Raw genomic sequence first — 26766 nt, forward strand, 5'->3', positions numbered from 1 at the left:
TGACAAATTCCACGTCCCTACAACCGGGCAATACCGCCCATTTCTTTGAACGCGCGTTCGTCCGGACTCGCCGACTTGGGGGTGCCTTTACTCGCAGTCGTGCTCGGCGGCGGTGTTTCCGCGGAACGTGGGCGCGGGGGAAGGGCTCGTACCCTCGTACGCTGTGTGATCGGGCGACTGCGAATCCGTAGCGCCGTTTGTCGCGGAATCCCGCGGAACCTCCTTGGCGACACTGATCGGAGCGTCCGAGCGGAGGCGGGCGAACAGCTTCTGCGCGTCCGGTTCGACGAGCTGGTCCCGATTGGAGTTGTAGACGTACGACTCCCGCGGCACCGTCAGGAACTGCACCCGTTCGGTGGGGATGTCGCGCAGGCCTCGTACGAGTTCGTACAAACCACGCAAACTCGCCAGTGGTGGGTCGGTGGTGAGCGAGGACGTGGCCGCGTCCAGCACCGGATAGAGCTTCACCGGATTCAGCAGGACGTCATTGCTGCGCACCTTGTTGACGAGCGCGCCGAGAAAACGCTGCTGGCGGTCCATGCGGTCGGTGTCGCTGCCGTCGCCGAGGGACTTGCGGGCGCGCACATAGCCGAGCGCCTGTTCCCCGTTCAGCTTCACCCGCCCCGCCGGGAGCCGCAGTTTGGCGGCCTTGTCGCGGATCGGCTCGGTGAGGCAGATCTCGACGCCGTCCACCGCGTCGACCATCTTCTTGAAGCCGCTGAAGTCGACCACCATGTGGTGGTCGATCCGAATCCCCGTCAGTTTCTCCACGGTTCGGATCGTGCAGGCCGATCCGCCCGTCTCGAAGGCGTAGTTGAACATCGCGAACATCGGCTCGGTGCGGCTGCCGTCCGGCCGCCGGCAGCCGGGCACGTCCACCATCAGGTCGCGCGGCAGGGACACCGCGGTCGCGCTGTGCCGGCCCGCCGACAGATGCAGCAGGATCGTCGTGTCCGACCGCTGGGTGCCCGAGTCGCGCCCGTACTTGCGGTTGCCGTCCCCGGCCCTCGAGTCCGACCCGATCAGCAGCAGGTTCTGCGCGCCCTTCACCAGCGAGGTCGGCCGCTCCTTCTCGTACCGGGCGAGCTCCGCGGCGGCGGCCTCGTCGGCCGTGATGTTCCCGTCGAGCTTGGCGTACACGACCCATCCGGCTCCTACGGCCGCCAGGACGAGGACACCGACCGTGAGAGCGGTGCCGCGCACCCACCGCCTGCGCCGCCGCCGTATGAGCCCCCGCCCCGACGCGGACGCCCCCGCCCCGGCCGCATCCGGCCGTGGAGAAGGCGTCCCTGCGGTGTCGCTCACGTCTGAGTCCACCTCTCACGGCGTACGGGCGTGTCGTCCTGCGTTCTTACGACGATGCCGTGGATGGAGGTGGGCCGCGGGGTGGGCTGGGCCGAACGGGTGATGTGGCGGGGGGTGCGGCCGTCCTCCGTCTGCGGACCGTGGAGGGCTGGTCGCGCAGTTCCCCGCGCCCCTGGGGGCATGCAGCCGAGGGGCGACGATCAGCGGGCCGTGGCGGTCACCCGTTCGCTCTCGATCCGCTTGGTCACGGTGTCGTCAGGGGCCTGGTCCAGGTGCCGGCACAGCACCACCGAGCCGCCGGAGGCGAGCGGCGCGTACAAGCCGGCGCTCAGGCCCTCCCATGTGTCGTACGGCAGCCCGGACAGCAGCCGGGACCCGGGCCCGGTCAGCCCCAGCCCGCGGGCGTCGCCGACAGCCCGCTCCACCACCTCCGCGCCCGTCAGCTCGGCCCCGGCGACGACCAGCGCGGGCTCCTCGGGATCGACCGGCGCGTACGCCACGAACCGGTCCCCGAAGCTGGGCACGTCCACGGCGTAGTCGGAGTACCCGTCCGGAGGGCCGGGCATGAACCTGCGCCCCAGCGGCGCCAGCGACAGCGCGTACCGCTCGCCCCGGCACGCCAGCCCCTCCTCGAACCGCCCGGGCCCGGCCACGACGAAGTCGGCACGCCCCGCATCGCCCCCGACGTCCGCGACCGCACCCACCGAGGAACAGGCCAGCAGCCACACGGCCGTCTGCCAGTGCGCGGGCAGCAGCAGCGCCACCCGGTCGCCCGGCTCGGCGGACATCCCGTCCTGGAGGAGATTCGCCGTCTTGGCCACCCAATTGGCGAAGGTGGCCACGGACAGTTCGACGCGTTCGCCGGTCGCGTCGTCGTAGAAGGTCACCAGCGGTCGCGCGGGATCGGCGGCGAGCGCGGAACGCAGCAGGTCGGCAGGGGTGCGATCGGTCACAGTCACCCGCGCAAGCGTACGCGGGCCCGCTCACCCCCGCCGGGCGGCGCCACCACCGGTTCGGCCCAGGGTTCACCACCGGTTCGGCGCAACGGCAGCCGACGGCCCGTCAACTCCCCAATGGACAGATTTGTATGACTATGTCCAGGATCAGGGGCATGCGTGGATTCCTTGCCTCTTCCCTCGGCCTCACCTGTGCGGCCGCCCTGGCCCTCCCACTGACCCTGTCCGCAGCCCCGGCGACGGCCCACCCGGCGTCGTCCGAGAAGCAGGCGGCCCCGGCGAAGCACCCCCCCGGCTCCCCCAACGCCCCGGACCTGCCCGGCTCCACCCAGTCCCTGCCCCTCGTCCCGCTCACCACCTCCCGCACCCTCGGCTCCACCGCCGTTCAGGGCCTGGCCCGTCAGGACGTACGGCACTTCTCACTGCTCGGCGTCGTCTGGGACAACCCGGACACCGAACTGCACGGCAGCGTCCAGGTCCGCACCCGCGACACCGCGAGCGGGCAGTGGTCCGGCTGGCAGGACGTGGAGACGCACAACGCCGAGCACGCCGCCGACCCCGACACCGCCGAGCGCACCGCCCGCCGGGTCCGCGGCGCCACCGCCCCGCTGTGGGTGGGGGACTCGGACGGCGTCGAGATCCGGGTGCGGGCCACCACCGAGAGCCGCGTCGAGGAGACCGGCCGCGGCGACCGCACCGCCACCTCCGAGGCTCCGCTGCCCTCGGGCCTGCGCCTGGAACTCATCGACCCCGGCCAGGCCGGCGACACCCCGCAGGGCTCCCCGGCGGACACCCCGCGGACCGGCACCCTCACCCCCGAGACCGCCGAAGCCTCCGGCGCCAACGCCGGGCTCGCCCCGCTCGGTGCCCTGGAGATCCCCGCTCTCGGCCGCGCCGAGACGGAACGCGAACTGGCCCAGCTGAAAGGCGCCGAGGCGAACACCGCGCCCAAGATCGGGCCGCGCCCACGGATCGTCACCCGCCGCGGCTGGGGCGCGGACGAGCAACTGCGCGAGGCGACGTTCGTCTACACCGACAAGGTCAAGGCCGCCTTCGTGCACCACACCGCGTCCGGCAACCAGTACCGCTGCTCGCAGGCCCCGTCCGTCATCCGCAGTATCTACCGCTACCACGTCGTGAGCATGGGCTGGCGGGACATCGGCTACAACTTCCTCGTCGACCGGTGCGGAAACATCTACGAGGGCCGTGCGGGTGGGGTGGCCAAGCCGGTCAGGGGCGCCCACACTCTCGGTTTCAACACCAACAGCACGGGGATCGCCGTGATCGGCACGTACGACGACACCCGGCCGTCCGACTCCTCGGTACGGGCCATCGCCCAGCTGACGGCCTGGAAGCTCGGCCTCTACGGAGTGAACCCGCTCGCGAAGACGTACCTCAAGTCCGGTGGGGGGAATCTCTACCAAAAGGGCAAGAATGTGCGACTGAACGTGATCTCCGGTCACCGGGACGGCTTCGCCACCCAGTGCCCCGGCGGCCTTCTGTACAGCAAGCTCGCCACCGCCCGCACCAAGGCGGCGGAATACCAGGGCCGCTGACGGAGGGCCGGAACCGCGGGTGTGCCGTGACGCGTCCGGGGGGTCTGCATACACTGACCGGCCGAAAGACAGTTCGGCCGGTCCCGGCAGGAAGCAGAGACGACAGGTGACAGAAGCGATCCTCCTGGTCGGCGGCAAGGGCACCCGGCTGCGCCCGCTCACGGTGCACACCCCCAAGCCGATGGTCAGGGCGGCGGGAGTGCCGTTCCTCACGCACCAGCTGGCGCGGGCGCGCGCGGCGGGTGTCGAGCACATCGTGCTCGCGACGTCGTATCTCGCGGAGGTCTTCGAGCCGTACTTCGGCGACGGCTCCTCGCTGGGCCTGCACATCGAGTACGTCACGGAGGAGGAGCCCCTCGGCACGGGCGGCGCCATCCGCAACGTGGCCTCGCGCCTGCACTCGGGCCCCGACGACCCGGTGCTCGTCTTCAACGGCGACATCCTGACCGGCCTGGACATCCCGGCCCTGGTCGACACCCACGAGCGCACCGGCGCGGACGTCTCCCTGCACCTCACCCAGGTGACCGACCCGCGCGCCTACGGCCTGGTCCCCACGGACGCCACCGGCCGCGTGCTGGCCTTCCTGGAGAAGCCCCAGACGCCCGAGGAGATCGTCACCGACCAGATCAACGCGGGCGCCTACGTCTTCCGCCGCTCGGTCATCGACGCGATCCCGGCGGGGCGGCCGGTGTCGGTGGAGCGCGAGACCTTCCCGGACCTCCTCGCGGCCGGCGCCCATCTCCAGGGCATGGTCGACAGCACCTACTGGCTCGACCTCGGCACCCCGGCCGCCTTCGTCCGCGGCTCGGCGGACCTCGTGCTGGGCCGCGCCCCCTCGCCGGCCGTCCCCGGCCGCTGCGGCGACCTCCTCGTCCTGCCCACGGCCACCGTCGCCCCCGACGCCAAGCTGGCAGGCGGCACGGTCGTCGGCGAGGGCGCCTTCGTCGCCGAGGGCGCCCGCGTCTTCGGCTCCACGATCCTGCCGGGCGCCGTCATCGAGCCCGGCGCGGTCATCACCGACTCCCTCATCGGCACCCGGGCCCGCGTGGGCACACGGTCGGTCCTCACGGGGACGGTCATCGGGGACGGGGCGGTGATCGGCGCGGACAACGAGCTGCGGGACGGGGCGCGGGTGTGGTGCGACGCGAGGATCCCGGCGGGGTCGGTGAGGTTCTCGTCCGACCAGTAAGGGGTGTGCGGGGAGCCAGGGGGCGGAGCCCCCTGGTCAGAGCCGGCCGATGTCGACTTTGGGCATCTTGGGCACGCGCCGAGCAGGAACCTTCCCGCTCAGCAGAATGAGCCGGGCAGCCCGGTGCCGCTGCCCGGCATACGGCTCCAGCAGCGACAGCATCACCGCGTCATCGGCATACCGGTCACCGGCCAGGGCCCACCCCACGATCCCCGGCAGATGCAGGTCCCCCACCGTCACGGCATCCGGCGCCCCATGACTGCGCTGCACGGTCTCGGCCGACGTCCACGGCCCGATCCCCGGCACGACCTCCAACCGGGCCCGGGCATCCTCAGGAGCCAGACCCACACCCTGCTCCAGCCGCGCAGCGACCCGTACGGCCCGCAGGATCGTCGACGCCCGCTTGTCGTCGACCCCGGCCCGATGCCACTCCCAGGACGGAATCAGCGCCCATGTCCGAGGCGCGGGCATCACGAACAGCCGCCCGCCCGCCGCGGGCCCCGGCGCCGGCTCCCCGAACTTCCGCACCAGCAGCCGCCACGCCCGGTACGCCTCGTCGGTGGTGACCTTCTGCTCAAGCACCGACGGGATCAGCGACTCCAGCACCAGCCCGGTCCGCGTCAGCCGCAGCCCCGGCCGCCGATGCCGCGCCATGGCCACCAGCCGGTGCCGCGGGGCGAACGCGTCCGGGTCGTCCGAGGCGCCGAGCAGATCCGGCAGCTGCTCCAGCAGCCACTCGGCTCCCGGGCCCCAGGCCTCGCCGCGCACCTCATCGCCGTACACGCTGACCCGCAGCGTCCCGGGCCCGGCGGGCGTGCGGCTGGCCCGCCACACCGACCCGTCGGGCATCGCCCGGAACGTGGGGTCGGCGGGCCCGCGCCGCAGGGGCCCCAGCACCAGCCCGAGGTCGAGCGGCCCCTTCGGCGCGTACGTCCGCACCCGCGCGGGTTCCGGAGCCGGCCGCGGGACGCCGCCGGGCACGGCGACATGGCCGCCGCGCACTGTAGTACGCGTGGGCGGCTGGGGCCGCTGGGGGAAACGTCCTGCCACGAGTGAGATCCCTGGGAAGCCGGTCGGGTCCTACGAGCGTACGAGCCCGGACGGCTCGCCACGTCCGACTCGGGCATAGACGTACGCCACACCCTCAGCGCACCTCGATGAACGCCCCCGCGTCCCGCTCGGCGCGCGGCCGGGGCTCCTCCGCCGGATGTCCGACCGCGACCGCGCCCATCGGGTCCCAGTCCTCGGGCAGTGCGAGCACCTCGCGCACGACGTCGCGGCAGAACATCGTCGAGGACACCCACGCCGAGCCCAGCCGCTCCCCGGCCAGCGCGACCAGGAAGTTCTGCACCCCGGCGCCGGTGGCGACGACGAACATCTCCCGCTCGGCCGCGTCGCGCCGGGCGTCGCCGTAGGTGTGCGAGCCGTCCATGACCAGGCAGGGCACCACCAGACAGGGCGCGTTGCGCAGCACGTCGCCGCGGCGTACGCGCTTGGCGATGGACTCCTCGGACTTGCCGTCCCGGCGCAGGTCCGCGATCCACGCCTCCCGCATCGCGTCCAGCAGGCGCGTGCGGGACTCCGCCGACTCCAGCAGCACGAACCGCCACGGGGTGGTGTGGTGCGGCGCGGGCGCGGTGACGGCCGCGGCGACCGCACGACGTACGGCGCCGGGGTCGACGGGCGCGTCGGTGAAGGCCCGGACCGTACGGCGCTGGGTGACCGCGAGCCGGATCGCCTCGGAGGTGCCGAGCCGGAACATGTCGTCCTGGCCCCCGCGCACCAGCGCCCGCGCGCCCTGCTCGTCCTCACCCCGCTCGCCCACTGCCTGCGGCAGTCCGCGCACGACGGCGACGGGCAGCCCGGCCGCCTTGCCCTTGACCAGATCGCCCGCGGCGGCCAGCTCGTCGGCCGTGGCCACGATCGTGGCGCTGAGCGGATTGCCGTACGCGTCCGTGCCCCCGCGCAGATCGTCCAGCACGCGTACGCCGGAGGCGCCGATCGCGACATCGGTGAGCCCCGCGCGCCAGGGACGCCCGAACGTGTCGGTGACGACGACCCCGACGTTGACGCCGAGGATCTCCCGCAGCCCCTCGCGGATCGCCCGCGCGGACGCGTCCGGGTCCTCGGGCAGCAACAGCACGGTCCCGGCGGGGGTGTTGGAGGCGTCGACCCCGGCGGCGGCCATGATCAGGCCCTGCCGGTTCTCCACGATCCGCAGCGTCCCGCGCCGGGCCACCACGCGTACGGTCTCGGCGTCGATGGCCGCCTCCCGGTCGGCGGCCTCGACGATCCGGCCCTCCGCCTTGGAGACGATCTTCGAGGTGACGAGGACGACGTCCCCGTCGGCCAGCCCCGGTTCGGCGGTGGCGATCAGCTTGGCGAGGTCGTCGCCCGGCGCCACCTCGGGCAGGCCGGGCACGGCCCATACCCGGTACTCCGGCGCGGCTGCCTCGCTCACCGGGCTCACTGGGCTCGTACCTCCTCGGCCAGCGCCAGCGCCTCCCGGGCCATCTGCGCGGCCGCGTCGAGGTCGGTCATCATCAGCGGGACGGCCCGGCAGCGGATGCCGGCCGCCTCCACGCGCTCCACCGCGCCCGCGTCGACGGTGTCCACCAGCCAGCCGTCCAGCAGGCCGGAGCCGTAGTGCTCGGCGACCGCCGCGGCCGTGGACTCCACGCCCACCGCCGCGAGCACCTTGTCGGCCATCCCGCGCACGGGCGCGTCCCCGACGATGGGGGACAGGCCCACCACCGGCACGCCCGCCTCGGCGATCGCCTCACGGATGCCGGGCACGGCGAGGATGGTGCCGACGGAGACGACCGGGTTGGACGGCGGGAAGAGCACCACGTCCGCCTCGGCGATGGCCTCCAGCACGCCGGGCGCGGGCTTGGCCTGCTCGGCGCCCACCGGCACGATCGCCTCGGCCGGCACCGACGCGCGCAGCCGCACCCAGTACTCCTGGAAATGGACCGCCTTGCGCTCGCCGTCGACCTCGACCGCGACATGCGTCTCCACGCGGTCGTCGGTCATCGGGATCAGCCGTACGCCCGGCTGCCAGCGGTCGCACAGCGCCTCGGTGACCGCGCTCAGCGGATAGCCGGCGCCCATCATCTGCGTCCGCACGATGTGCGTGGCGAAGTCGCGGTCGCCCAGCCCGAACCACTCGGGCCCGACGCCGTAGGCCGCGAGTTCCTCCTTCAGATGGAAGGTCTCGTCCGCCCGACCCCAGCCCTGCTCCTCGTTGATGCCGCCGCCGAGCGTGTACATCACCGTGTCGAGGTCCGGGCAGACCTTCAGCCCGAAGAGGTGGATGTCGTCCCCGGTGTTGCCGATGACCGTGATGTCCGCGTCCGGCGCGGCCTTCTTCAGACCGCGCAGGAACCGGGCACCACCGATGCCGCCTGCCAGAACCACAATGCGCATGCGCCAAGTCTGGCAGGCGGGTCCGACATTCCGTCAGGCGGTCACCGAACGCGCCGCGCAGGAGGCCCCGGTGTGCGTCCCGGCGTGCATCGGCATCTCCGTCAGGCCCGGGAAGTACACGTGCAGGCTGACCGCCGGCTCCAGGGTGTCGTTGACGACCTCGTGGACGTATCCCGGAGCGAACACCCGTTGGGCCCCGGCGCCCAACGCGCGCGTGCCGTGCTCGGTGTTCTCGGTGAGGGTGCCGTCCAGCACGGTCAGCACCCCGGAGGAGCGGCCGTGGTCGTGCAGTCCGCTGCCCTGTCCGGGCACCCAGGACAGCAGCCACACCTCGTAGCCGGGCCCGGTGCGCAGCCGGTGGTACCAGCGCGTGGTGGCGTCGTAATCGACGAGGTGCTCCCACTGGGAGCGGTCGGCGGCGATCGTGCGGGCCAGGCCGACGAACTCGGCGACGGTGGCCGGGTGCTCACGCGGGGCCTGGAGCAGGTGCGGGACTTCGAGGATGTCGCCGGCGATCTGGAGGTCGCTGTCGCTGTTCATGGATGGGGTGGTTCCTCGGCGGAGTGTGGGGGATGGCTGGGTGTCGCAGGCCGTCCGCCCGGATCACGGGGGACAGGGGTGCCCGGGTACGGGCGGCGGGAACAAGCAGCCGAGTCGCGGTGGACTCAGGGGGCAGCCGGAGCGCGCGTGGGGCTCAACAGCTGGGACAACAGCAACAGCTACGACGAACGAGGGCAGCACCGAGGGACCCGGCGGTGCGGGTCGAGGTGAGTGCCAAGTTCGCGAGCATGCCCATAAGGACAGCGGTTCACACCCGCACTGTCAACTTGACGCCCGGTATGTGGGACATGGTTCACCTCATCCGGTTCATCTGCGAGGCGAAAGGTTTGTTCAGCCGCCCACCGGGACACATGGCGCACAACCGGGCGCACAAGCCTCGTTGCGAACCCGTGATCCCTCTGTGATCCGGTTCGCTTCGGCGCGCGTGTCGGAACGAGATCGAACGCCCGGGCGTCCTCCTCCGTACAGGTCTGTGCGGGGCCGGAGGCCCCCGGGGGCTCTCTCTGCCTGTCAAGGTTTATGGCGATTTGAACACTTTCCGCACGGCCTTGGTTCCGCAGAGTGAATAAGGGGCCCAATAGCAGATCTCGGCTTGACTCGCCCGGAGCAGCACACTTGTAATTTCACTCGTGTCGTTCAGCCGACATCGGTAACGGCTACATCACGGGGACGCGAAAGACAGACGAGGGGCGCACATGACCGAGCTGGTGGAGCAACTGCTGGTCGACGACGCGGACGAGGAACTCGGCTGGCAGGAGCGCGCGCTGTGCGCCCAGACCGACCCCGAGTCCTTCTTCCCCGAGAAGGGCGGCTCCACCCGCGAGGCCAAGAAGGTCTGCCTCGCCTGCGAGGTCCGCTCCGAGTGCCTCGAGTACGCCCTCGCCAACGACGAGCGCTTCGGCATCTGGGGCGGCCTGTCCGAACGGGAACGCCGCCGACTGAAGAAGGCCGCCGTCTGAAGAGGACCGGCGTCCGAAGAGGACCGGCGTCCGAAGAAGGCCCCCGTCCGAGGGGTGGCGTCCGAGACGGCAGCCGCACCGGCGCTTTCGTACATACGTGGCGAACGGCCCGTCGCAGGTGGGTTATCCACAGGCGGCGGGCCGTCGTCATGCCCAGCCGATAGTGTGGTCGCTCGTCCGAGACGCCTCGCCATCCCCATGGGACACGGGCGTCCACCGCAGTCCAGCGAACCGGGGCCCGTACCTCGATGTCCGTGCACAGCCACACGGCGGCGCAGAACGGCGCTGCCACACCAGAGTTCCCGCGCCACGTCGTGACCGCGGTCGTCGTCTCCCACGACGGCGCCCGCTGGCTGCCCGACGCACTCGCCGGGCTGCTCGGCCAGGAGCGCCCCGTCCAGTACGCCGTCGCCGCCGACACCGGCAGCGCCGACGACTCCGCCGCGCTGGTCACCGACGCCCTCGGCCCCGACCGCGTGCTCCACCTCGCCCGCCGCACCGGCTTCGGCCAGGCCGTCGAGGAGGCCCACCGCACCGCCCCCCACCTCACCCCCGAGGACCTGCCGTATCTGAAGCGGCCCAGCGGCTGGGACCCCGTCACCCGCCAATGGCGCGACGACACCTACGACCTGCCCGACCTGCCGCACGGCGAGCCCATCCAGTGGCTGTGGCTGCTGCACGACGACTGCGCGCCCGAACCCGACGCCCTGGCACAGCTGCTGCGCGTCGTCGAGACCGAACTGGAGCTGGGCCGCGACGACGTGGCCGTGGTCGGCCCCAAGCTGCGCGGCTGGTACGACAGGCGACAGCTGCTCGAGGTCGGCGTCTCCATCGCCAACTCCGGCCGCCGCTGGACCGGCCTGGACCGCCGCGAGCAGGACCAGGGCCAGCACGACCACGTCCGTTCCGTGCTGTCGGTGTCCACCGCGGGCATGCTGGTCCGCCGTGACGTCTTCGAGCAGCTCGGCGGCTTCGACCGGCGCCTGCCCCTGATGCGCGACGACGTCGACCTGTGCTGGCGCGCCCACGCGGCGGGACATCGGGTCCTGGTCGCCCCCGACGCCGTCGTCCGGCACGCCGAGGCCGCCTCGCGCGAGCGCCGCGCCGTCGACTGCGCGGGCCGCACCACCGCCTCCCCGCACAAGGTCGACAAGGCCGGCGCCGTCTACACCCTGCTCGTCAACACCCGCACCGCGGCGCTGCCCTGGGTGCTGCTCCGGCTCCTCCTCGGCACCGTGCTGCGCACCCTCGCCTACCTCGTCGGCAAGGTCCCCGGCCAGGCCGTGGACGAGATCCGCGGCCTGCTGGGCGTGCTGCTGCGGCCCGAGCGGATCGTCGCGGGGCGGCGCACCCGCGGCCGCCCCCAGATCGACAAGGGTGAACTCAGACAGCTCTTCCCGCCGCCGGGCGCCACCGTCCGCGCCACCGTCGAACAGGTCGCAGGCGACCTCTTCGGCGGCTCCGACGCCGAGTCCGCCTCCGGTGCCGGACGGCACGGCGGCGCGGTCGAGTCCGGACCCGGCGGCGACGACGCCGACTTCCTGGAGATCGAGCAGTTCGCCCGCCTCAAGCGCATCGCCCGCAAACCGGCGCCGGTGCTCTTCCTGGTGCTGCTGCTCGTCTCCCTGATCGCCTGCCGCGCCCTGCTCGGCGGCGGCGCCCTCGCGGGCGGCTCCCTGCTGCCCGCCCCCGCGGGCGCGAGCGAACTGTGGGCGCGCTACCTCGACGCCTGGCACCCCGTGGGCGCCGGAGGAACGCCGACCGCCCCGCCGTATCTCGCGGTCGTCGCCCTGCTGGCCTCGCTGCTGCTGGGCTCCACCGGGCTCGCCGTCACCACCCTGCTGGTCGCCTCGGTGCCGCTGGCCGGCCTCAGCGCCTACTTCGCCTCCCGGCCGCTGGTGACGTCCAGGCTGCTGCGCGCCTGGGCCGCCGTCGCCTACGCCTTCCTGCCCGCCGTCACCGGCGCCCTCGCCGGCGGCCGCCTCGGCACCGCCGTCCTCGCCGTACTGCTGCCGCTCCTCGCCCGCGCGGGCATCGCGGCCAGCGGCCTGACGCACTCCTCCGGCGCCCGCGGCAGTTGGCGCGCCACCTGGGCGTACGCGCTGCTGCTGACGACCGCCACCGCCTTCACCCCGATCGTGTGGCCCGCGGCCCTGGTCCTCGGCCTCGGCCTGCTCGCCGTACGCCGCGGCGACATCACCGCCTACGGCCTGCGCTTCCTGGCCCAGCTCGGCACACCGCTGCTGCTGCTCGCGCCCTGGTCGCTGACCCTGCTGCCGTTCGGCTTCTTCACCGGGACCGGCCTTCCGTACGGCCCCTCGACCGCCACCGCGCTCGACCTGCTCGGCGCGAGCCCGGGCGGGCCCGGCACCGTGGACGGGCTGATGCTCGTCGGCATCGTGCTCGCGGCGCTGGCCGCCCTGCTGCGTACCGAGCGGCGCCCCGCCATCGTGACCGCCTGGGCGGTCGCCCTGGTCGGCCTCGCCCTGGCCGTGCTGTCCAACCGCTCCGCCTGGGCGGGCCCGGCCACCCTGGTCTACGGCCTCGCCCTGCTCGCGGCCGCCGTCCTCGGCGCCGACGGGGCACGCGCGCGCGTGGCCGAGCAGAGCTTCGGCTGGCGTCAGCCGGTCGCCGCGCTGATCGCGTTCGCCTCCGCCGCGGGCCCGCTGCTCGTCGCCGTCGGCTGGATGATCGGCGGCGCCGACGGCCCGCTGGAGCGACGCGACCCGGTGCAGGTCCCCGCGTTCGTCGCCGAGGAGGGCAACAACCCCGACCAGGCGCGCACCCTCGTCCTCGACAGCGACTCCCCGGCCCACGTCGGCTACACCCTGGTCCGCGGCTCCGGCGCCCGCCTCGGCGACGCCGAACTGGCCGCCGCCGACGGGAGCAACGCGCGCCTGGACAAGGTCGTCGCCAACCTCGTCGCGGGATCGGGTGCCGACCAGGCCATCCAGCTCGGCGACTTCGCGGTCCGCTACGTCCTCGTCCACAAGGGCGCCCCGCGCGAGGTCAGCCGCATCCTGGACGCCACCCCCGGTCTGTCCCGGCTCAGCCAGCAGGACGGCAGCGCCCTGTGGCAGGTCGACCGGCAGGTCGCGCGCGCGACGATCGTCCGCGAGGGCACCGCCGAGCCGCAGCCCGTCGCCGCCGGCCCCGTCGAGATCCACACCACCGTCCCGGACGGCCCCGAGGGCCGCGTCCTGCGCCTGGCCGACAGCGCCTCCGAGGGCTGGACCGCCACCCTCGACGGCACCCCGCTCACCCGCAAGACCCTCGACGGCTGGGCCCAGGGCTTCGAACTGCCCGCCAAGGGCGGCCGCCTGGACCTCACCTACGACGACCCGATCGGCCACACCGCCTGGCTGTGGACCCAGGGCTTCCTCGCCCTGGTCCTCGTCGTCCTCGCCCTGCCCGGCCGCCGCCGCGACATCGACGACGACCTGCCCGAGGAGACGCCGATCCCGGCCCAGGCCACCGCCGGCGAGGGCCGCCGCGCCCGCCGCCTGCGCGCCCAGGCCGAGGCCGAGGCCGAGTCCGCGGCCGCGGCCGAAGAGGGCACCCGCGCGGACGAGTTCCCGCCGATGCCCGAGCAGACCCCGGTCGCCGTCCCGCAGCAGCAGTCGTACGACACCTGGGAGGCCACCGCCGACCCGTACGCCGGCTACACCGAACAGCAGTACCCGGCGGGCGCCTACGGCGACACCTACCAGGCCGACCCGTACCAGTCCGGCCAGCCCGGCCAGTACGACCCGTACGCCTACGGCGGCACCCCGCAGACCCCGCCGTACGACCAGGGCTACGACCAGACGTACGGCCAGGGCTACGACCCCGCCTACGACCCGGCCCACCAGGACCCATCGGCCCACCCGGCCCACCCGCACGCCACCGGCGGCGAGCGCCCCGACGGGAGCCAGCAGTGAACCGCACGACCCTGTCCCTGATCGCCGCCACGGCCGCGCTCGCCGCCGTCACCGGCCTCGGCGCGCTCACCGCGCCCGGCGCCTCCGGCACGGACACCGAGCAGGCCGCCGCCTATCTGCCCGTGGAGCGCAGCACGCTCGTGTGCCCGGCGCCCAGCACCTCCGACCTCGCCGACACGACGTACACGTCGTTCACACCCGTCACCAAGGGCACGGGTGACGACGGAAAGGCGGAGTTGCTGCCGGCGGACGCGGACGGCTCCGGCAAGTCTTCTGGCAAGAAGAAGGCTTCGAAGCCCGTCCTGAAGCCCGGTGAGGCGGGCACGCCCGTCAGCGGTGACACCTCCGGCGCGCAGGCCCCCGCCCTGATCGGCACCGCCGAGGGCAACGCCGCGCCCGGCTGGAGCGTCCTGCAGACCACCGAGGTCACCGCGGGCACCGGCCGAGGCCTGACGGGCGTCAACTGCACCGCCCCGGACACCGAGTTCTGGTTCGTGGGCGCAGCCGCCGGCGGAGACCGCACGGACTACGTCCATCTGACCAACCCCGACGACTCCGCGGCCGTCGTCGACATCGAGCTGTACGGCAAGGACGGCGCCCTGGAGTCCACCGTGGCCGAGGACATCACCGTCAAGCCCCGCTCCACCGAGCCGATCCTGCTGTCCACCCTCACCGACGGCCCGCAGAGCGACCTCACCGTGCACGTCAACGTGCGCAGCGGCCGTGTCGGCGCCGCCCTGCTGGCCCTGGACGACAAGCTCGGCGGCGACTGGCTGGCCCCGGCAGCCGACCCCGCGGGCACCCTCGTCGTGCCCGGCATCCCCAAGGACGCCACCTCCGTGCGCCTGGTCGCGTTCACCCCGGGCGGCACCGACGCCGACCTCAAGGTGCGCCTCGCCGCCCCCTCCGGCCTGATCACCCCCGCCGGTCAGGAGACGCTGCACGTGAAGTCGGGCATGACCACCGCGGTCGACCTCGGCGACGTCACACGCGGGGAGGCCGGTTCGCTGGTGCTGACCCCGACGGACCGCTCGGTGCCGGTCGTCGCCGCCGTACGCGTCGTACGCGGCAAGGGCGACGAGCAGGAGACGGCGTTCATCCCCGCGGCCCGCCCGGTCGGCACGCGCGCGAACTCCCTCGGCAACACCGCCAAGGGCACGACCCTGTCGCTCACCGCGCCCGGCGGCGACGCCAAGGTCGAGGTGACCGCCTCGGCCGGCACCGAGGGCGGCACGGCCGTCACCGAGACGTACACGATCAAGTCGGGCACCACCCAGGACGTGGAACTCCCGGTGCCGGACGGCCTGAAGGGCACCTACGCGCTCACCGTGGAGCCGGTCTCCGGCGGCCCGGTGTACGCCTCCCGGACCCTGGCGGCGGCCCAGGACGGCGTACCCGCGTTCACGGTGCAGACCCTTCCCGACGACCGCGGGACGGTCGCCGTCCCGCGGGCGGAGCAGGACCTCTCGGTGCTGCAGCAGTAGCCGGATGCTTTCTCGGGAGCGCTCAGTCCTCGCCGTAGCGCGGGTCGACCGTCTCCGGGGTGAGCCCCAGCAGTTCGGCGACCTGCTCGACGACGACCTCGTGCACCAGGGCGGCGCGCTCGTCGCGTCCCTTGGTGCGGATCTCCACCGGCCGCCGGTAGACCACCACACGCGCGCGGTGTCCCTCGTGCGCGGGAATCGTGCCGCCCAGCGGGACCGGCTCGTCGTGCCAGGCCTCGCCGGGCGCGGCGGGCCGCGGCACCTCCAGCACCATGAAGTCGATCTCGGCGAGCTGCGGCCAGCGCCGCTCCAGGCGTTCCACGGAGTCCTGCACCAGGTCGGCGAACAGCTCGGCCCGGCTCGCGGCGAGCGGCACCTGCGGCGGTGCGATCGGGCCGCGCATGCCCCGGCCGTGGCGGTCGCGGCGGCGCGGCCCGGGGCCGGTGGCAGAGGGCGGTACGGGGGTGTCCATCACTGGTGAAGCCTAGTTCTTGTGCGAGCGGGCCGCCCGGCGCCCACGCGGCACACCGCACGGCATCCGGCCACACCTCGGGCCATGACGGAGGATGACCATTCCAGCCAAGGTTGGGCTCGATTCCGTATCTCTGCGAGACCGTCCAAGACGGGTCGAATGGCGGGGTTTGTGCCGACTGGTGACCGCACCCGGTGCTGTGGGATCCGCTGAAAATGCATGTCCGTGCAGGTCAGCGGGGTATGACAGAAGGGGTTTGTGGGACGTTTCGCAACACGACACGGGGGAGTGACCTGGTGGAGAGTCGTCGCGGCCCGCTCAAGAGTGCGGTACCGTCCAACGTCGTGAGCCCTGTACGTCGCTGTTCGCGCACCGCCTGCGGCCGACCCGCCGTCGCGACGCTGACGTACGTCTACGCCGACTCGACCGCGGTCCTCGGCCCGCTCGCCACCTACGCCGAGCCCCACTGCTACGACCTGTGCGCCGAGCACTCCGAGCGCCTCACCGCCCCGCGCGGCTGGGAGGTCGTCCGGCTCCTCGACGGCTCCGCCCCGGCCCGCCCCAGCGGCGACGACCTGGAGGCGCTCGCCAACGCCGTGCGCGAGGCGGCCCGTCCGCAGGAACGCGCCGCCCAGGCCGGCGGCGCCCGCACGGCCGACCCGATGGAGGTCGCCCGCCGCGGCCACCTGCGGGTTCTGCGCTCGCCCGACAACTGACGCGCCCCGGCCGCCGGTTGGGTCCCTTTCCGGCCTGTCCGGCCTGAAATCGCCCGGACCTGAGGGTACGTCTCGAAGTCCACCAGACGGAGCGCTCGACCGTGCCGCCAGGCCGTACGGGTAGTTTGAGGCGACTGACAGGACTTTCAGGAGGGTTGGCCGTGGTTGCTGATCTGTCGCAGATCGTGAAGGCGTACGACGTGCGCGGAGTCGTCCCGGACCAGTGGGACGAGTCGCTCGCGGAGCTGTTCGGTGCTGCCTTCGCCCAGGTGACCGGCGCGGACGCGATCGTCATCGGGTACGACATGCGGCCCTCGTCGCCCGGCCTCGCGGGCGCGTTCGCCCGGGGCGCCGCCGCGCTCGGCGTCGATGTCACCGAGATCGGACTGTGCTCCACGGACCAGCTCTACTACGCCTCGGGCGCACTGGATCTGCCCGGCGCGATGTTCACCGCCTCGCACAACCCGGCGAAGTACAACGGGATCAAGCTGTGCCGGGCGGGCGCCGCCCCCATCGGCCAGGACACCGGCCTCACCGAGATCCGTGAACTCGTCGAGCGGTGGCGCGAATCGGGCGCCCCGGCCGCGGCCCCGACGCCGGGAACCGTCACCCGGCGCGAGACGTTGGAGGATTACGCGGCCCACCTCCGCTCCCTCGTCGACCTGACCGACATCCGCCCCCTGAAGGTCGTCGTCGACGCGGGCAACGGCATGGGCGGCCACACCGTACCCACCGTCTTCGCGGGCCTGCCCCTGGAGCTGGTGCCAATGTACTTCGAGCTGGACGGCACCTTCCCCAACCACGAGGCCAACCCGCTGGACCCGGCCAACATCGTCGACCTCCAGGCGCGCGTGCGCGAGGAGGGCGCCGACCTCGGCATCGCCTTCGACGGCGACGCCGACCGCTGCTTCGTCGTGGACGAGAACGGCGGCCCGGTCTCCCCGTCCGCCATCACCGCCCTGGTCGCCTCCCGCGAGCTCGCGCGCAACGGCGGCGCGGGCACGATCATCCACAACCTCATCACCTCCTGGTCCGTCCCCGAGGTCGTCGAGGAGAACGGCGGCACCCCCGTCCGCACCCGCGTCGGCCACTCCTTCATCAAGGCAGAGATGGCCCGCACCGGCGCGATCTTCGGCGGCGAGCACTCCGCGCACTACTACTTCCGTGACTTCTGGAATGCCGACACGGGCATGCTGGCCGCCCTCCACGTCCTCGCCGCCCTCGGCGGCCAGGAGGGCCCCCTGTCCGCCCTGACCGCGTCCTACGACCGCTACGCGGGCTCCGGCGAGATCAACTCCACCGTCGACGACCAGGCCGGCCGCCTCACCGCGATCCGCTCCGCCTACGAGGGCCAGGACGGCATCACCGTCGACGACCTCGACGGCCTCACCGTCTCCTCCGCCGACTGGTGGTTCAACGTCCGCCCCTCCAACACCGAGCCGCTGCTCCGCCTGAACGCGGAGGCGCGGGACGAGGCGACGATGGCCAAGATCCGCGACGAGGCGCTGGCGATCATCCGGGGCTGACCTCCCGGCTCTCCGCTCCGGGGCCGGTCCAGGCCGCATGAGCCGGGCGACGGGTGGGCGAGGCCGCATGAGCCGGGCGACGGGTGGGCGAGGCCGAGGTCCAGGGGACGAAACCCCTGCCACCTGCGGCCGGACCCACCCGCACCTGTCAACGCCCGCACGGCCTGCCCTCCGGCGGTACGCTGACCAGGCACATACGCATACCCGAAGGGACGTCCCATGCCGCTCGAAGCCGGCCTCCTGGAGATCCTCGCCTGCCCGGCCTGCCACTCTCCCCTCAAGGAGCAGGACACCGAGCTGATCTGCACCGGCCAGGACTGCGGCCTGGCGTACCCGGTGCGCGACGGCATCCCCGTCCTCCTCGTGGACGAGGCCCGCCGCCCGGCGTAACCCCGCACGTCACCCTCGTACGCCCCACTCGGCTCCCGCACAGGCCCGCGCAAGCGCCCCGCACCGACTTTGGCGACCGGAGGCTGCCGCCCATGCTCGACGAATCGCTGCTCGACACCCCGGATGCCCTCGCGGAGGCCGACCAGCGCGCCCTGCTGCGCGGTGCCGCCGAAGCCGGCGCCCGCGTCCGCACCGCCACCCGGCAAGCGGCCGAGGCCGGTGTCGGCGGCCTCAAGCCCGACGGCCGCCCGCGCGCCGTCCTCATCGCCGGCCCCGGCGCCGCCGCGATCTGCGTCGCCGACCTCCTCGGCACCCTGGCGGGCCCCGGCAGTCCCGTCACCCGACTGGCCCCCACCGGCGTCGCCCCCGCGGCCGGCGCCCTGCGCTGGGAGCTGCCCGGCTGGACCGGCTCCGTCGACCTGCTGCTGATCACCACCCCCGACGGCACCGAGCCGGGTCTGTCCCTGCTCGCCGAGCAGGCCTACCGCCGTGGCTGCACGGTCGCCGCCGTCGCCCCCGCCGGTACGCCGCTCAGCGACGCCGTGGCGCAGACGCACGGCCTGTTCCTGCCCATGGCGACCGCCCCGTACGAGCAGGAGGAGCAAGCCCCCACCGCCTCCGCCCCCGGCGTCCTGTGGGCCCTGCTCACCCCGCTGCTCGCCCTGCTGGACCGCGTCGGCCTGGTCGCCGCGTCCGCCGACGCCCTGGAGAAGGTCGCCGACCGCCTCGACCAGGTCGCCGAACGCTGTGGCCCCGCCATCGCGACGTACAGCAACCCCGCCAAGACCCTCGCCGCCGAACTCGCCGACGCGCTGCCGGTGATCTGGACCGAGGGCACCTCCGCCGGACCGGCCGGCCGCCGCTTCGCCGCCGCCCTCGCCGAGCTCTCCGGCCGCCCCGCGCTGGTCGCCGAACTGCCCGAGGCGCTCTCCTCGCACAGCGCCCTGCTGGCCGGCCCGCTCGCCGCCAGCGCCGACCCGGAGGACTTCTTCCGCGACCGCGTCGAGGAACCCCCCGCCCTGCACGCGCGCGTGGTGCTGCTGCGCGACCGTCCCATCGGCGGCCTCACCGCCGCACCCGCCGCCCGCGAGGTGGCCCTCAGCCACGACACGCCGATCAGCGAACTCGAACCGGAGCCCGGCGACGAACTCGTCACCCTCGCGGAACTGATCGCCATCACCGATTTCGCCGCCGTTTACCTGGCGCTCGCCTCGGGAGCCTGATGTAACCAGGACGCCCTGACCGTCGTACGCGAAGCCCCCTTCCGCGTCACGGCCGTCGTACGAGTCGTACGAAGAGAGAGCAGCAGACAGCGCATGGACCGCCTCGACAACACCGTCCGCCCCTACGCCTGGGGCTCCACCACCGCGATCCCCGGCCTCCTCGGCATCGAGCCGACCGGTGAGCCGCAGGCGGAGCTGTGGATGGGCGCCCACCCCGGCGCGCCCTCGCGCACGGCACGCGGCACGCTCGTCGAGGTCATCGCCGCCGACCCGGCACGCGAGCTGGGCGGGGCGACGGTCGCCAAGTTCGGTCCGCGACTGCCGTTCCTGTTCAAGATCCTCGCCGCGGGCGCCCCGCTCTCCCTCCAGGTCCACCCCGACCTGGAACAGGCCAGGGAGGGCTACGCCGAGGAAGAGCGCCGCGGCGTCCCCGTCGACGCCCCGCACCGCAACTACAAGGACCCCAACCACAAGCCCGAACTGATCTGCGCCCTCACCGAGTTCGACGGCCTGTGCGGCTTCCGCGACCCGGTGCGCTCCGCCGAACTGCTCGACGGCCTCGGCGTCGACTCCCTCAAGCCGTACGTCGACCTGCTGCACGCCCACCCCGAGGACGCCGCCCTGCGCGAGATGCTCACGGCCGTGCTGAGCGCCGACCCCGAGGACATGGCCCACACCGCCGCCGAGGCCTCCGCCGCCTGTGCCCGCCTCGGCGGCGACTACGCGCCCTATGCCGAACTCGCCCACCACTACCCGGGCGACCCGGGCGTCATCGCCGCGATGCTGCTCAACCACGTCCGCCTGCAGCCCGGCGAGGCCCTCTACCTCGGCGCCGGCATCCCGCACGCCTATCTCAGCGGCCTCGGCGTCGAGATCATGGCCAACTCCGACAACGTCCTGCGCTGCGGCCTCACCCCGAAACACGTCGACGTCCCCGAACTCCTGCGCGTGGTCCGCTTCGAGGCCGCCGAGCCGGGAGTGCTGCGCCCGGAGGCCGCCCCGGACGGCGAGGAGGTCTACGAGACCCCGATCGACGAGTTCCGGCTCTCCCGCTACGTCCTCCCGCCCGGCGGCGCCTCGCACGACCTCACCCGCGCCACCCCGCAGATCCTGCTCTGCACGGCCGGCACGATCCGCGCGGGCGAGCACGAACTGACCCCCGGCGCCTCCGTCTTCGTCCCCGCGGGCGAAACGGCCGAAGTGTCCGGTACGGGCACGCTCTTCCGGGCCACCGTCGTCGCCTGATCGGACGTCATCGACGGCCCTACGCATCCGTCCCCGGCCGGGCTGCAACAATGACCCACCGGCAAAGGACGGGCAAAGCCGTGGGCGAGGCCCGGGCGGCGTACGACCTCGTACGACCGCGTACGACTGGGCATGAAGGGAACACGCGAACTCATGAGCGCGTCAGGCGGTACCAAGGCGATCGTGGCGGCACTCGGCGCCAACCTCGCGATCGCGGCATCGAAGTTCGTGGCGTTCGCCTTCAGCGGCTCGTCCTCGATGCTCGCCGAGGGCGTCCACTCGCTCGCCGACTCCGGCAACCAGGCCCTGCTCCTGGTCGGCGGCAAGAAGGCCCAGCGCGAGGCGACCCCGCAGCACCCCTTCGGCTACGGCCGCGAGCGCTACATCTACGCCTTCCTCGTCTCCATCGTGCTGTTCTCGGTCGGCGGCATGTTCGCCCTCTACGAGGGCTACGAGAAGGTCAAGCACCCGCACGAGATCGACCACTGGTACTGGCCCGTCGGCGTCCTCGTCTTCGCGATCATCGCAGAGGGCTTCTCCTTCCGCACCGCCATCAAGGAGTCGAACACCCTTCGCGGCACGCAGTCCTGGAAGGAGTTCGTCCGCCGCGCCAAGGCCCCTGAGCTGCCGGTCGTCCTGCTGGAGGACTTCGGCGCGCTCGTCGGCCTCGCCCTCGCGCTCGGCGGCGTCGGCCTCGCCCTCGCCACCGGCGACGGCGTCTGGGACGGCATCGGCACCCTCTGCATCGGCGCCCTGCTGATCCTCATCGCCCTCGTCCTCGCCGTCGAGACCAAGTCGCTGCTGCTCGGCGAGGCCGCCGGCGTCGAGGAGGTCAGGAAGATCGAGGCCGCCGTCGTCGACGGCGACACCGTCACCGGCATCATCCACATGCGCACCCTCCACCTCGGCCCCGAGGAACTCCTGGTCGCCGCGAAGATCGCCGTCCGTCACGACGACACCGCCACCGAGATCGCCACGGCCATCGACGCCGCCGAGGCCCGCATCCGCACCGCTGTCCCCATCGCCCGCGTCATCTACCTCGAGCCCGACATCTACAGCGACGCGGAAGCAGCCAAGGGCCCCGACCGCGAGGCCACCCCGGGCGGCCCTACTCCGACCTTGGACCACTGACCTGGGGGCTTCCGGCCCTTTCCGGCTCGTACGCCAGGCCCGCTCAGCTCTTTTGGCGGGCCTGGCGTGTTGTTCTGGGCTGGGGGTGAGCGGGGGACGGTGGGGGCGCTGATTGCCTGTGTCGGCGGACCCTGGCGTCATGGGCACGGCATACGGGCCCGCGGCCAAGGTGGCTTGTCCGGGGCGCGCTGTTTTCAGGTCCCTCGGGCGGGCCCGCGGCTCTTCTCGGGCGGCCTCGTCCACTGGGGGCGTCCTGCGATCCCAGGCGTCCCAGGCCTTGAGGGCGGCCCAGGCGTTCAGGGTGGCCCGCGCGTCCCAGGCGTCCCAGGCGTTCAGGGCGGCCCGGGTGGAGGACGGCACTTGCTCGGCCGCAGCGTTCAGCGGGCAGGCCGCTGCCTGCTGCTGAAGGGGCCCGCGGCTCGAGATGGGTGGGCCCCGGAGGGCCCCGCTGCCCCTCACACCCCGAGCGGCCCCGCAGGCCAAGGCGCGTTCGGCAGGTCACAGAGCCGGCGCATCCGCTTCGCGCCCAGGACGAGGACCAGGCCCGCCAGGGCGACGACCAGTCCGATCAGTGCGGCCACGATCAAGGGGAGTGCAGCGGTCGTGCCGGCCACCACACGTCCCTGCACGGCGTCCAGAGGAATCGTCCCGCCCTGGTCACCGCCGTAGGACCGCGAGTCGTTGGAGTTGCTCCGATAGTCGCCGAGGACGAACAGTCGCCCTTCGGGCACCTCGACGACGTACTCCTCGTTCGCCCCGCCCGGAACCCTCCCGTCCACGACCCCGTCCGCCACGTACGGCTCATCCAGCGGCTCCCCGTTGACCAGCAACCTCTGCTCGGCCCCGGCCCCGGCCTCGGTGCAGCACTCGATGCGATCGCCCCCCACACCGACGACCCGCTTGATGACGGGGTCCGTGAAGCCCTGGACCTCCGGCGCCGAGAAGAGCACGACATCGCCCCGCCCGACCTCGGCCCCGTCGACAGCCGTGTCGACGACCACCCGGTCCCCGGCGGCGTAGGTCGGCCGCATGGCGTCGCCGCCCACCTCGACTCTGTCGTGACCGGCCCACCACCACCCCAGGCTGCCGACCACCACCAACAGACCCACCGCGACCGACACCCACCCGGCCACCGACAGCCGACGCGCCAACACCATGACCCCGCCCCTCCTCCACACCCGCCGTACGGTCGCCGACAGTAACGCCCGGCCACCCAACCCGCATGATCGGCCAGATGTGTTCGCAGGCGGACTGGGGACGGCAGGGCCCAGCGGTGTAGCTTGGAGTGGAGCCAGACGTCGCTGCTGATGGCGGTCGGGCGGTCCGAAGTGGACCGACCGAGGGAGAGAGGGCCTCCGACGGACTGCGCTGCGCGTACGCGGGCATGCCTGTGTCCTCTTTCGGGCACCCCTGTGTCCGCCGCCGCGCAGACCAGCCGTACCCAGACCTCGCCCCAACCCCGAGGAGCAGCTCGTAATGACGACTGTCGACAACCGACAGGACTTCAAGGTCGCCGACCTCTCCCTGGCCGAGTTCGGCCGCAAGGAGATCACCCTCGCCGAGCACGAGATGCCCGGCCTGATGGCGATCCGCAAGGAGTACGCCGAGGCGCAGCCCCTCAAGGGCGCCCGCGTCACCGGCTCCCTGCACATGACCGTGCAGACCGCCGTCCTGATCGAGACCCTGGTCGCCCTCGGCGCGCAGGTCCGCTGGGCTTCCTGCAACATCTTCTCCACCCAGGACCACGCGGCCGCCGCCATCGCCGTCGGCCCGAACGGCACCCCGGACAACCCCCAGGGCGTCCCGGTCTTCGCCTGGAAGGGCGAGACCCTGGAGGAGTACTGGTGGTGCACGGAGCAGGCGCTGACCTGGCCGAACACCCCCACCGGCGGCCCGAACATGATCCTGGACGACGGCGGCGACGCCACCCTCCTCGTCCACAAGGGCGTCGAGTACGAGAAGGACGGCAAGGTCCCCTCCGTCGACACCGCCGAGAACGAGGAGCACCGGGTCATCCTCGAGCTCCTGAACCGCACCATCACCGACGGCTCCCAGAAGTGGACCCAGCTCGCCTCGGAGATCCGTGGCGTGACCGAGGAGACCACGACCGGCGTCCACCGCCTGTACGAGATGCAGCGCGACGGCGTCCTGCTGTTCCCGGCGATCAACGTCAACGACGCCGTCACCAAGTCGAAGTTCGACAACAAGTACGGCTGCCGCCACTCCCTGGTCGACGGCATCAACCGCGCCACCGACACCCTGATCGGCGGCAAGACCGCCGTTGTCTGCGGCTACGGCGACGTCGGCAAGGGCTGCGCCGAGTCCCTGCGCGGCCAGGGCGCCCGCGTGATCATCACCGAGATCGACCCGATCTGCGCCCTGCAGGCGGCGATGGACGGCTACCAGGTCACGACCCTCGACGAGGTCATCGACAAGGCCGACATCTTCATCACCACGACCGGCAACAAGGACATCATCATGGCCTCGGACATGGCCAAGATGAAGCACCAGGCCATCGTCGGCAACATCGGCCACTTCGACAACGAGATCGACATGGCCGGCCTCGCCAAGGTCCCCGGCATCGTCAAGGACGAGATCAAGCCGCAGGTCCACACCTGGACCTTCCCGGACGGCAAGAAGATCATCGTCCTCTCCGAGGGCCGCCTGCTGAACCTGGGCAACGCCACCGGCCACCCGTCCTTCGTGATGTCCAACTCCTTCGCGGACCAGACCCTGGCCCAGATCGAGCTGTTCACCAAGCAGGCCGAGTACCCGATCGGCGTCTACACCCTGCCCAAGCACCTGGACGAGAAGGTCGCCCGCCTCCACCTGGACGCGCTCGGCGTCAAGCTCACCAAGCTGCGCCCGGAGCAGGCCGCGTACATCGGCGTCGAGGTCGACGGCCCGTTCAAGTCGGACCACTACCGCTACTGAGTCGCCGCTGCCGGACTCGCGACTGCCGAGTCGGGCAACCCGGCCCGCCGCGTGCGCGTCCGTGCACTGTCACGCACCCCGGCGCCAGGTCCGACCTCAGAGGCAGGCCCCCGCACCCCCGTGCCGGGGGCCTGCCCCTTTCCCCGGACCGGCCGCCTCGGCGAGGCGGCCGACCCCGAGCCCGTCAGAACCCAGGACCCCCATGCCCCGCGGCCGTTATTCGCTCCACGATCCGCACGATCACACCCCCCTCGCACTCGAGCACTTCCACTGCGCGCCCGGCCCCTCCGGCTGGCGCTACGTCTCCCAGCTGACCACTCCGTCGGGAGACCCCCACGGCTCCGTCGACCTCGCCCTCGACGAACTCGGCCGCCCCATCCGCATGGAACTCCACGCAGGAGGCTGGCAGGTGCGCGGCGCCGCCCTCGACGGCGTCACCTGGGTCCGCACGGACCCCACCGGCACCCATGCCACGGAAGGCAATGTGCGCGCCCACGCCTTCACCGGCACGTCCCCCGCGTTCCTCGTCGCCACGGCCCGTCTCCTGCGCCTCACCCCCTCCGGACAAGCGACCCGCGTACGCATGGTCGCCTTCACGGACCCGGTCCTCGCCCCCCGCACCGTGGACCAGTCCTGGGCCCTGGTGAACAGAGAAACACACGCCACTGACAACGCCCCCCTGACCGTGGACGAATACCAGGTCACAGCCCTGGACACGGGCGAACAGCACACCGTTCACATCGCCGGGGACGTGGTGCTGGCGGCCCCCGGCATCGAGCTGGAGGACCTCGAGACGCCACCGTCGCAGTTCGACTGATCGGGCTTTGACGGATGAGGGGCCGACGGGCAGACAGACGGGCCTGACCGACGGACGAGGCAGACAGACGACGGACGACGGCGGGGCGCGGGCCCGATCATCGGGGACGGACCGGATCTCCGGCTTTCCATCGGCAGACAGCCGACCGCGTCCACCCCGCGATGGCATCCCCTCGACGGCATCCAACCGTCCGGCGGAGGATCACGCCGGAGGCGCGAACCCCCCAGCCGGCCGGTCACCCGACACGTCGTCCCGGACAGCGGCCCCCTGCTCAGCACCGGGCGCCGTCGGGAGAGGCGGCGCGGACGGAGACCCGTACACCCCCGCCCCCTTTTCCAACACCACGGAAGCCTCGTGGGCCCCCGCACCCCCCGACGGCACAGGCGCCACCCCATACGGCACCTCGGCGGCCGCCCCCGCACCGCCGGGCACCTGCCCACCGGCAGCCCCGCCCTGCCCGAAGGCACGCTGAGCCTCCCGAGCCTGCCGCTCCTGGAGCACCGCAGCCAGAAAAGCGGCCGGCGGAACCCCCTGCGGCACCGGCGCCCCCGTACGCGCCGCGAGATCCGCGGCGAGCCGACCCGCCATCGTCGCGCCCACCTGCGGGTCCAGCTGCTGCATCCGCGTCAGGTACTGACGTACGGCGAGCCACAGCCCATCGGGAACCGCGGACAGATCGAGCCCCGAGAACCGGCCCGACATCCAGGGCGGAGGCGGCGGCACGAACCCGGTGCGCGCCGCAGGCACCCGCTCCCGCACCACCAGCGTCCCCGCGAAGACGTCGCCGAGCCGCCGACCCCGCGCCGACACGAGCGAGGCGATACAGGCGACGACCCCGAACGTCATGAGGATCTCGACCACGCCCACGGCCCCGCGCACCAGCGCGTGCCGGAACCGGATCGGCCCGCCGTCGTCCCGCACCACCCGCAGACCACACGCCATCTTCCCGAGCGAAC

Annotated in this window: 22 protein-coding genes (1 of these 22 only partly in view); 13 read left to right on the top strand and 9 right to left on the bottom strand. The window is 72.7% G+C overall.

What is annotated here, in order from left to right; translation table 11 throughout:
- Window positions 1–87: 87 nt before the first annotated feature.
- Together RKD23_RS22785 and RKD23_RS22790 are read right to left on the bottom strand one after the other, a co-directional pair.
- Window positions 88–1305 (bottom strand): LCP family protein, encoded by a 1218-nt coding sequence (locus tag RKD23_RS22785; RefSeq protein ID WP_424855345.1) that lies wholly within the window; start codon window positions 1303–1305, stop codon window positions 88–90.
- A gap of 200 nt (window positions 1306–1505) precedes the next feature.
- On the bottom strand, window positions 1506–2264 hold the full coding sequence (locus RKD23_RS22790) for a TIGR03089 family protein (protein WP_424855346.1): 759 nt from the start codon (window positions 2262–2264) through the stop codon (window positions 1506–1508).
- A gap of 152 nt (window positions 2265–2416) precedes the next feature.
- On the opposite strand from RKD23_RS22790, the gene RKD23_RS22795 reads away from it, so the two are divergent.
- Together RKD23_RS22795 and RKD23_RS22800 are read left to right on the top strand one after the other, a co-directional pair.
- A complete protein-coding gene (locus RKD23_RS22795) occupies window positions 2417–3817 on the top strand; it encodes a peptidoglycan recognition protein family protein (protein ID WP_424855347.1) in 1401 nt (466 codons plus the stop codon).
- 106 nt (window positions 3818–3923) lie between these two features.
- Window positions 3924–5006, top strand: a complete 1083-nt coding sequence (locus tag RKD23_RS22800; protein ID WP_424855348.1) for a sugar phosphate nucleotidyltransferase — start codon at window positions 3924–3926, stop codon at window positions 5004–5006.
- Between the two features lie 36 nt (window positions 5007–5042).
- Here RKD23_RS22800 and RKD23_RS22805 read toward each other — a convergent pair whose 3' ends face one another.
- The 4 genes from RKD23_RS22805 to RKD23_RS22820 all read right to left on the bottom strand — a co-directional run bounded on the left by RKD23_RS22805 (window position 5043) and on the right by RKD23_RS22820 (window position 8972).
- Window positions 5043–6056, bottom strand: a complete 1014-nt coding sequence (locus tag RKD23_RS22805; protein ID WP_424855349.1) for a DNA-3-methyladenine glycosylase family protein — start codon at window positions 6054–6056, stop codon at window positions 5043–5045.
- A gap of 94 nt (window positions 6057–6150) precedes the next feature.
- Window positions 6151–7476, bottom strand: coding sequence for a coenzyme F420-0:L-glutamate ligase (locus tag RKD23_RS22810; RefSeq protein WP_424855350.1), 1326 nt, complete (start codon window positions 7474–7476; stop codon window positions 6151–6153).
- Entirely contained in the window at window positions 7473–8432 is a 960-nt protein-coding gene (gene cofD, locus RKD23_RS22815) for a 2-phospho-L-lactate transferase (RefSeq protein WP_424855351.1), read from the bottom strand. Before cofD ends, RKD23_RS22810 begins: the two co-directional genes overlap by 4 nt.
- Before the next feature lie 33 nt (window positions 8433–8465).
- Window positions 8466–8972, bottom strand: coding sequence for a cysteine dioxygenase (locus RKD23_RS22820; RefSeq protein ID WP_424855352.1), 507 nt, complete (start codon window positions 8970–8972; stop codon window positions 8466–8468).
- Window positions 8973–9688: 716 nt separating this feature from the next.
- On the opposite strand from RKD23_RS22820, the gene RKD23_RS22825 reads away from it, so the two are divergent.
- The 3 genes from RKD23_RS22825 (at window position 9689) to RKD23_RS22835 (ending at window position 15356) form a co-directional block, all read left to right on the top strand.
- A complete protein-coding gene (locus RKD23_RS22825) occupies window positions 9689–9952 on the top strand; it encodes a WhiB family transcriptional regulator (RefSeq protein WP_030377564.1) in 264 nt (87 codons plus the stop codon).
- A 248-nt stretch (window positions 9953–10200) separates the two neighbouring features.
- Window positions 10201–13872 (top strand): glycosyltransferase, encoded by a 3672-nt coding sequence (locus tag RKD23_RS22830; RefSeq protein ID WP_424855353.1) that lies wholly within the window; start codon window positions 10201–10203, stop codon window positions 13870–13872.
- Window positions 13869–15356, top strand: a complete 1488-nt coding sequence (locus tag RKD23_RS22835) for a DUF5719 family protein (RefSeq protein ID WP_424855354.1) — start codon at window positions 13869–13871, stop codon at window positions 15354–15356. The genes RKD23_RS22830 and RKD23_RS22835 overlap by 4 nt, the downstream gene beginning before the upstream one ends.
- A gap of 22 nt (window positions 15357–15378) precedes the next feature.
- Here the strand turns inward: RKD23_RS22835 and RKD23_RS22840 are convergent, their stop codons facing one another.
- Entirely contained in the window at window positions 15379–15828 is a 450-nt protein-coding gene (locus RKD23_RS22840) for a metallopeptidase family protein (RefSeq protein ID WP_424858313.1), read from the bottom strand.
- Window positions 15829–16124: 296 nt separating this feature from the next.
- Here RKD23_RS22840 and RKD23_RS22845 point away from each other — a divergent pair, with 296 nt between their 5' ends.
- The 6 genes from RKD23_RS22845 (at window position 16125) to RKD23_RS22870 (ending at window position 22059) form a co-directional block, all read left to right on the top strand.
- Window positions 16125–16544, top strand: coding sequence for a DUF3499 domain-containing protein (locus tag RKD23_RS22845; RefSeq protein ID WP_399647028.1), 420 nt, complete (start codon window positions 16125–16127; stop codon window positions 16542–16544).
- A gap of 161 nt (window positions 16545–16705) precedes the next feature.
- Window positions 16706–18070 carry a phosphomannomutase/phosphoglucomutase gene (locus RKD23_RS22850; protein ID WP_424855355.1) on the top strand — a complete coding sequence of 455 codons (1365 nt, stop codon included), beginning with the start codon at window positions 16706–16708 and terminating at the stop codon, window positions 18068–18070.
- A gap of 219 nt (window positions 18071–18289) precedes the next feature.
- The gene (locus RKD23_RS22855; protein WP_079057723.1) at window positions 18290–18460 is read left to right on the top strand and encodes a Trm112 family protein; all 171 of its coding nucleotides are present in this window, start codon (window positions 18290–18292) and stop codon (window positions 18458–18460) included.
- A 92-nt stretch (window positions 18461–18552) separates the two neighbouring features.
- Window positions 18553–19683: an SIS domain-containing protein gene (locus RKD23_RS22860; RefSeq protein WP_424855356.1), complete on the top strand. Its 1131-nt coding sequence runs from the start codon at window positions 18553–18555 to the stop codon at window positions 19681–19683.
- 93 nt (window positions 19684–19776) lie between these two features.
- Window positions 19777–20928: a mannose-6-phosphate isomerase, class I gene (manA, locus tag RKD23_RS22865; RefSeq protein ID WP_424855357.1), complete on the top strand. Its 1152-nt coding sequence runs from the start codon at window positions 19777–19779 to the stop codon at window positions 20926–20928.
- Between the two features lie 153 nt (window positions 20929–21081).
- Window positions 21082–22059 carry a cation diffusion facilitator family transporter gene (locus RKD23_RS22870; protein WP_424855358.1) on the top strand — a complete coding sequence of 326 codons (978 nt, stop codon included), beginning with the start codon at window positions 21082–21084 and terminating at the stop codon, window positions 22057–22059.
- A 455-nt stretch (window positions 22060–22514) separates the two neighbouring features.
- Here RKD23_RS22870 and lepB read toward each other — a convergent pair whose 3' ends face one another.
- Window positions 22515–23216, bottom strand: coding sequence for a signal peptidase I (gene lepB, locus RKD23_RS22875; protein ID WP_424855359.1), 702 nt, complete (start codon window positions 23214–23216; stop codon window positions 22515–22517).
- Between the two features lie 319 nt (window positions 23217–23535).
- On the opposite strand from lepB, the gene ahcY reads away from it, so the two are divergent.
- Window positions 23536–24993: an adenosylhomocysteinase gene (gene ahcY / locus RKD23_RS22880; protein WP_424855360.1), complete on the top strand. Its 1458-nt coding sequence runs from the start codon at window positions 23536–23538 to the stop codon at window positions 24991–24993.
- A 202-nt stretch (window positions 24994–25195) separates the two neighbouring features.
- Window positions 25196–25810 (top strand): hypothetical protein, encoded by a 615-nt coding sequence (locus tag RKD23_RS22885; RefSeq protein ID WP_424855361.1) that lies wholly within the window; start codon window positions 25196–25198, stop codon window positions 25808–25810.
- A gap of 201 nt (window positions 25811–26011) precedes the next feature.
- Here RKD23_RS22885 and RKD23_RS22890 read toward each other — a convergent pair whose 3' ends face one another.
- A protein-coding gene (locus tag RKD23_RS22890) for an RDD family protein (protein ID WP_424858314.1) crosses the window boundary here: on the bottom strand, window positions 26012–26766 show its 3' portion. The gene runs 244 nt beyond the window's last position; only the last 755 of its 999 coding nucleotides appear in the window; its start codon lies off the right edge, out of view; the stop codon is at window positions 26012–26014.

Origin of the sequence: Streptomyces sp. SAI-170 (genome assembly GCF_049739565.1) — a bacterium.
Lineage (GTDB): Bacteria > Actinomycetota > Actinomycetes > Streptomycetales > Streptomycetaceae > Streptomyces.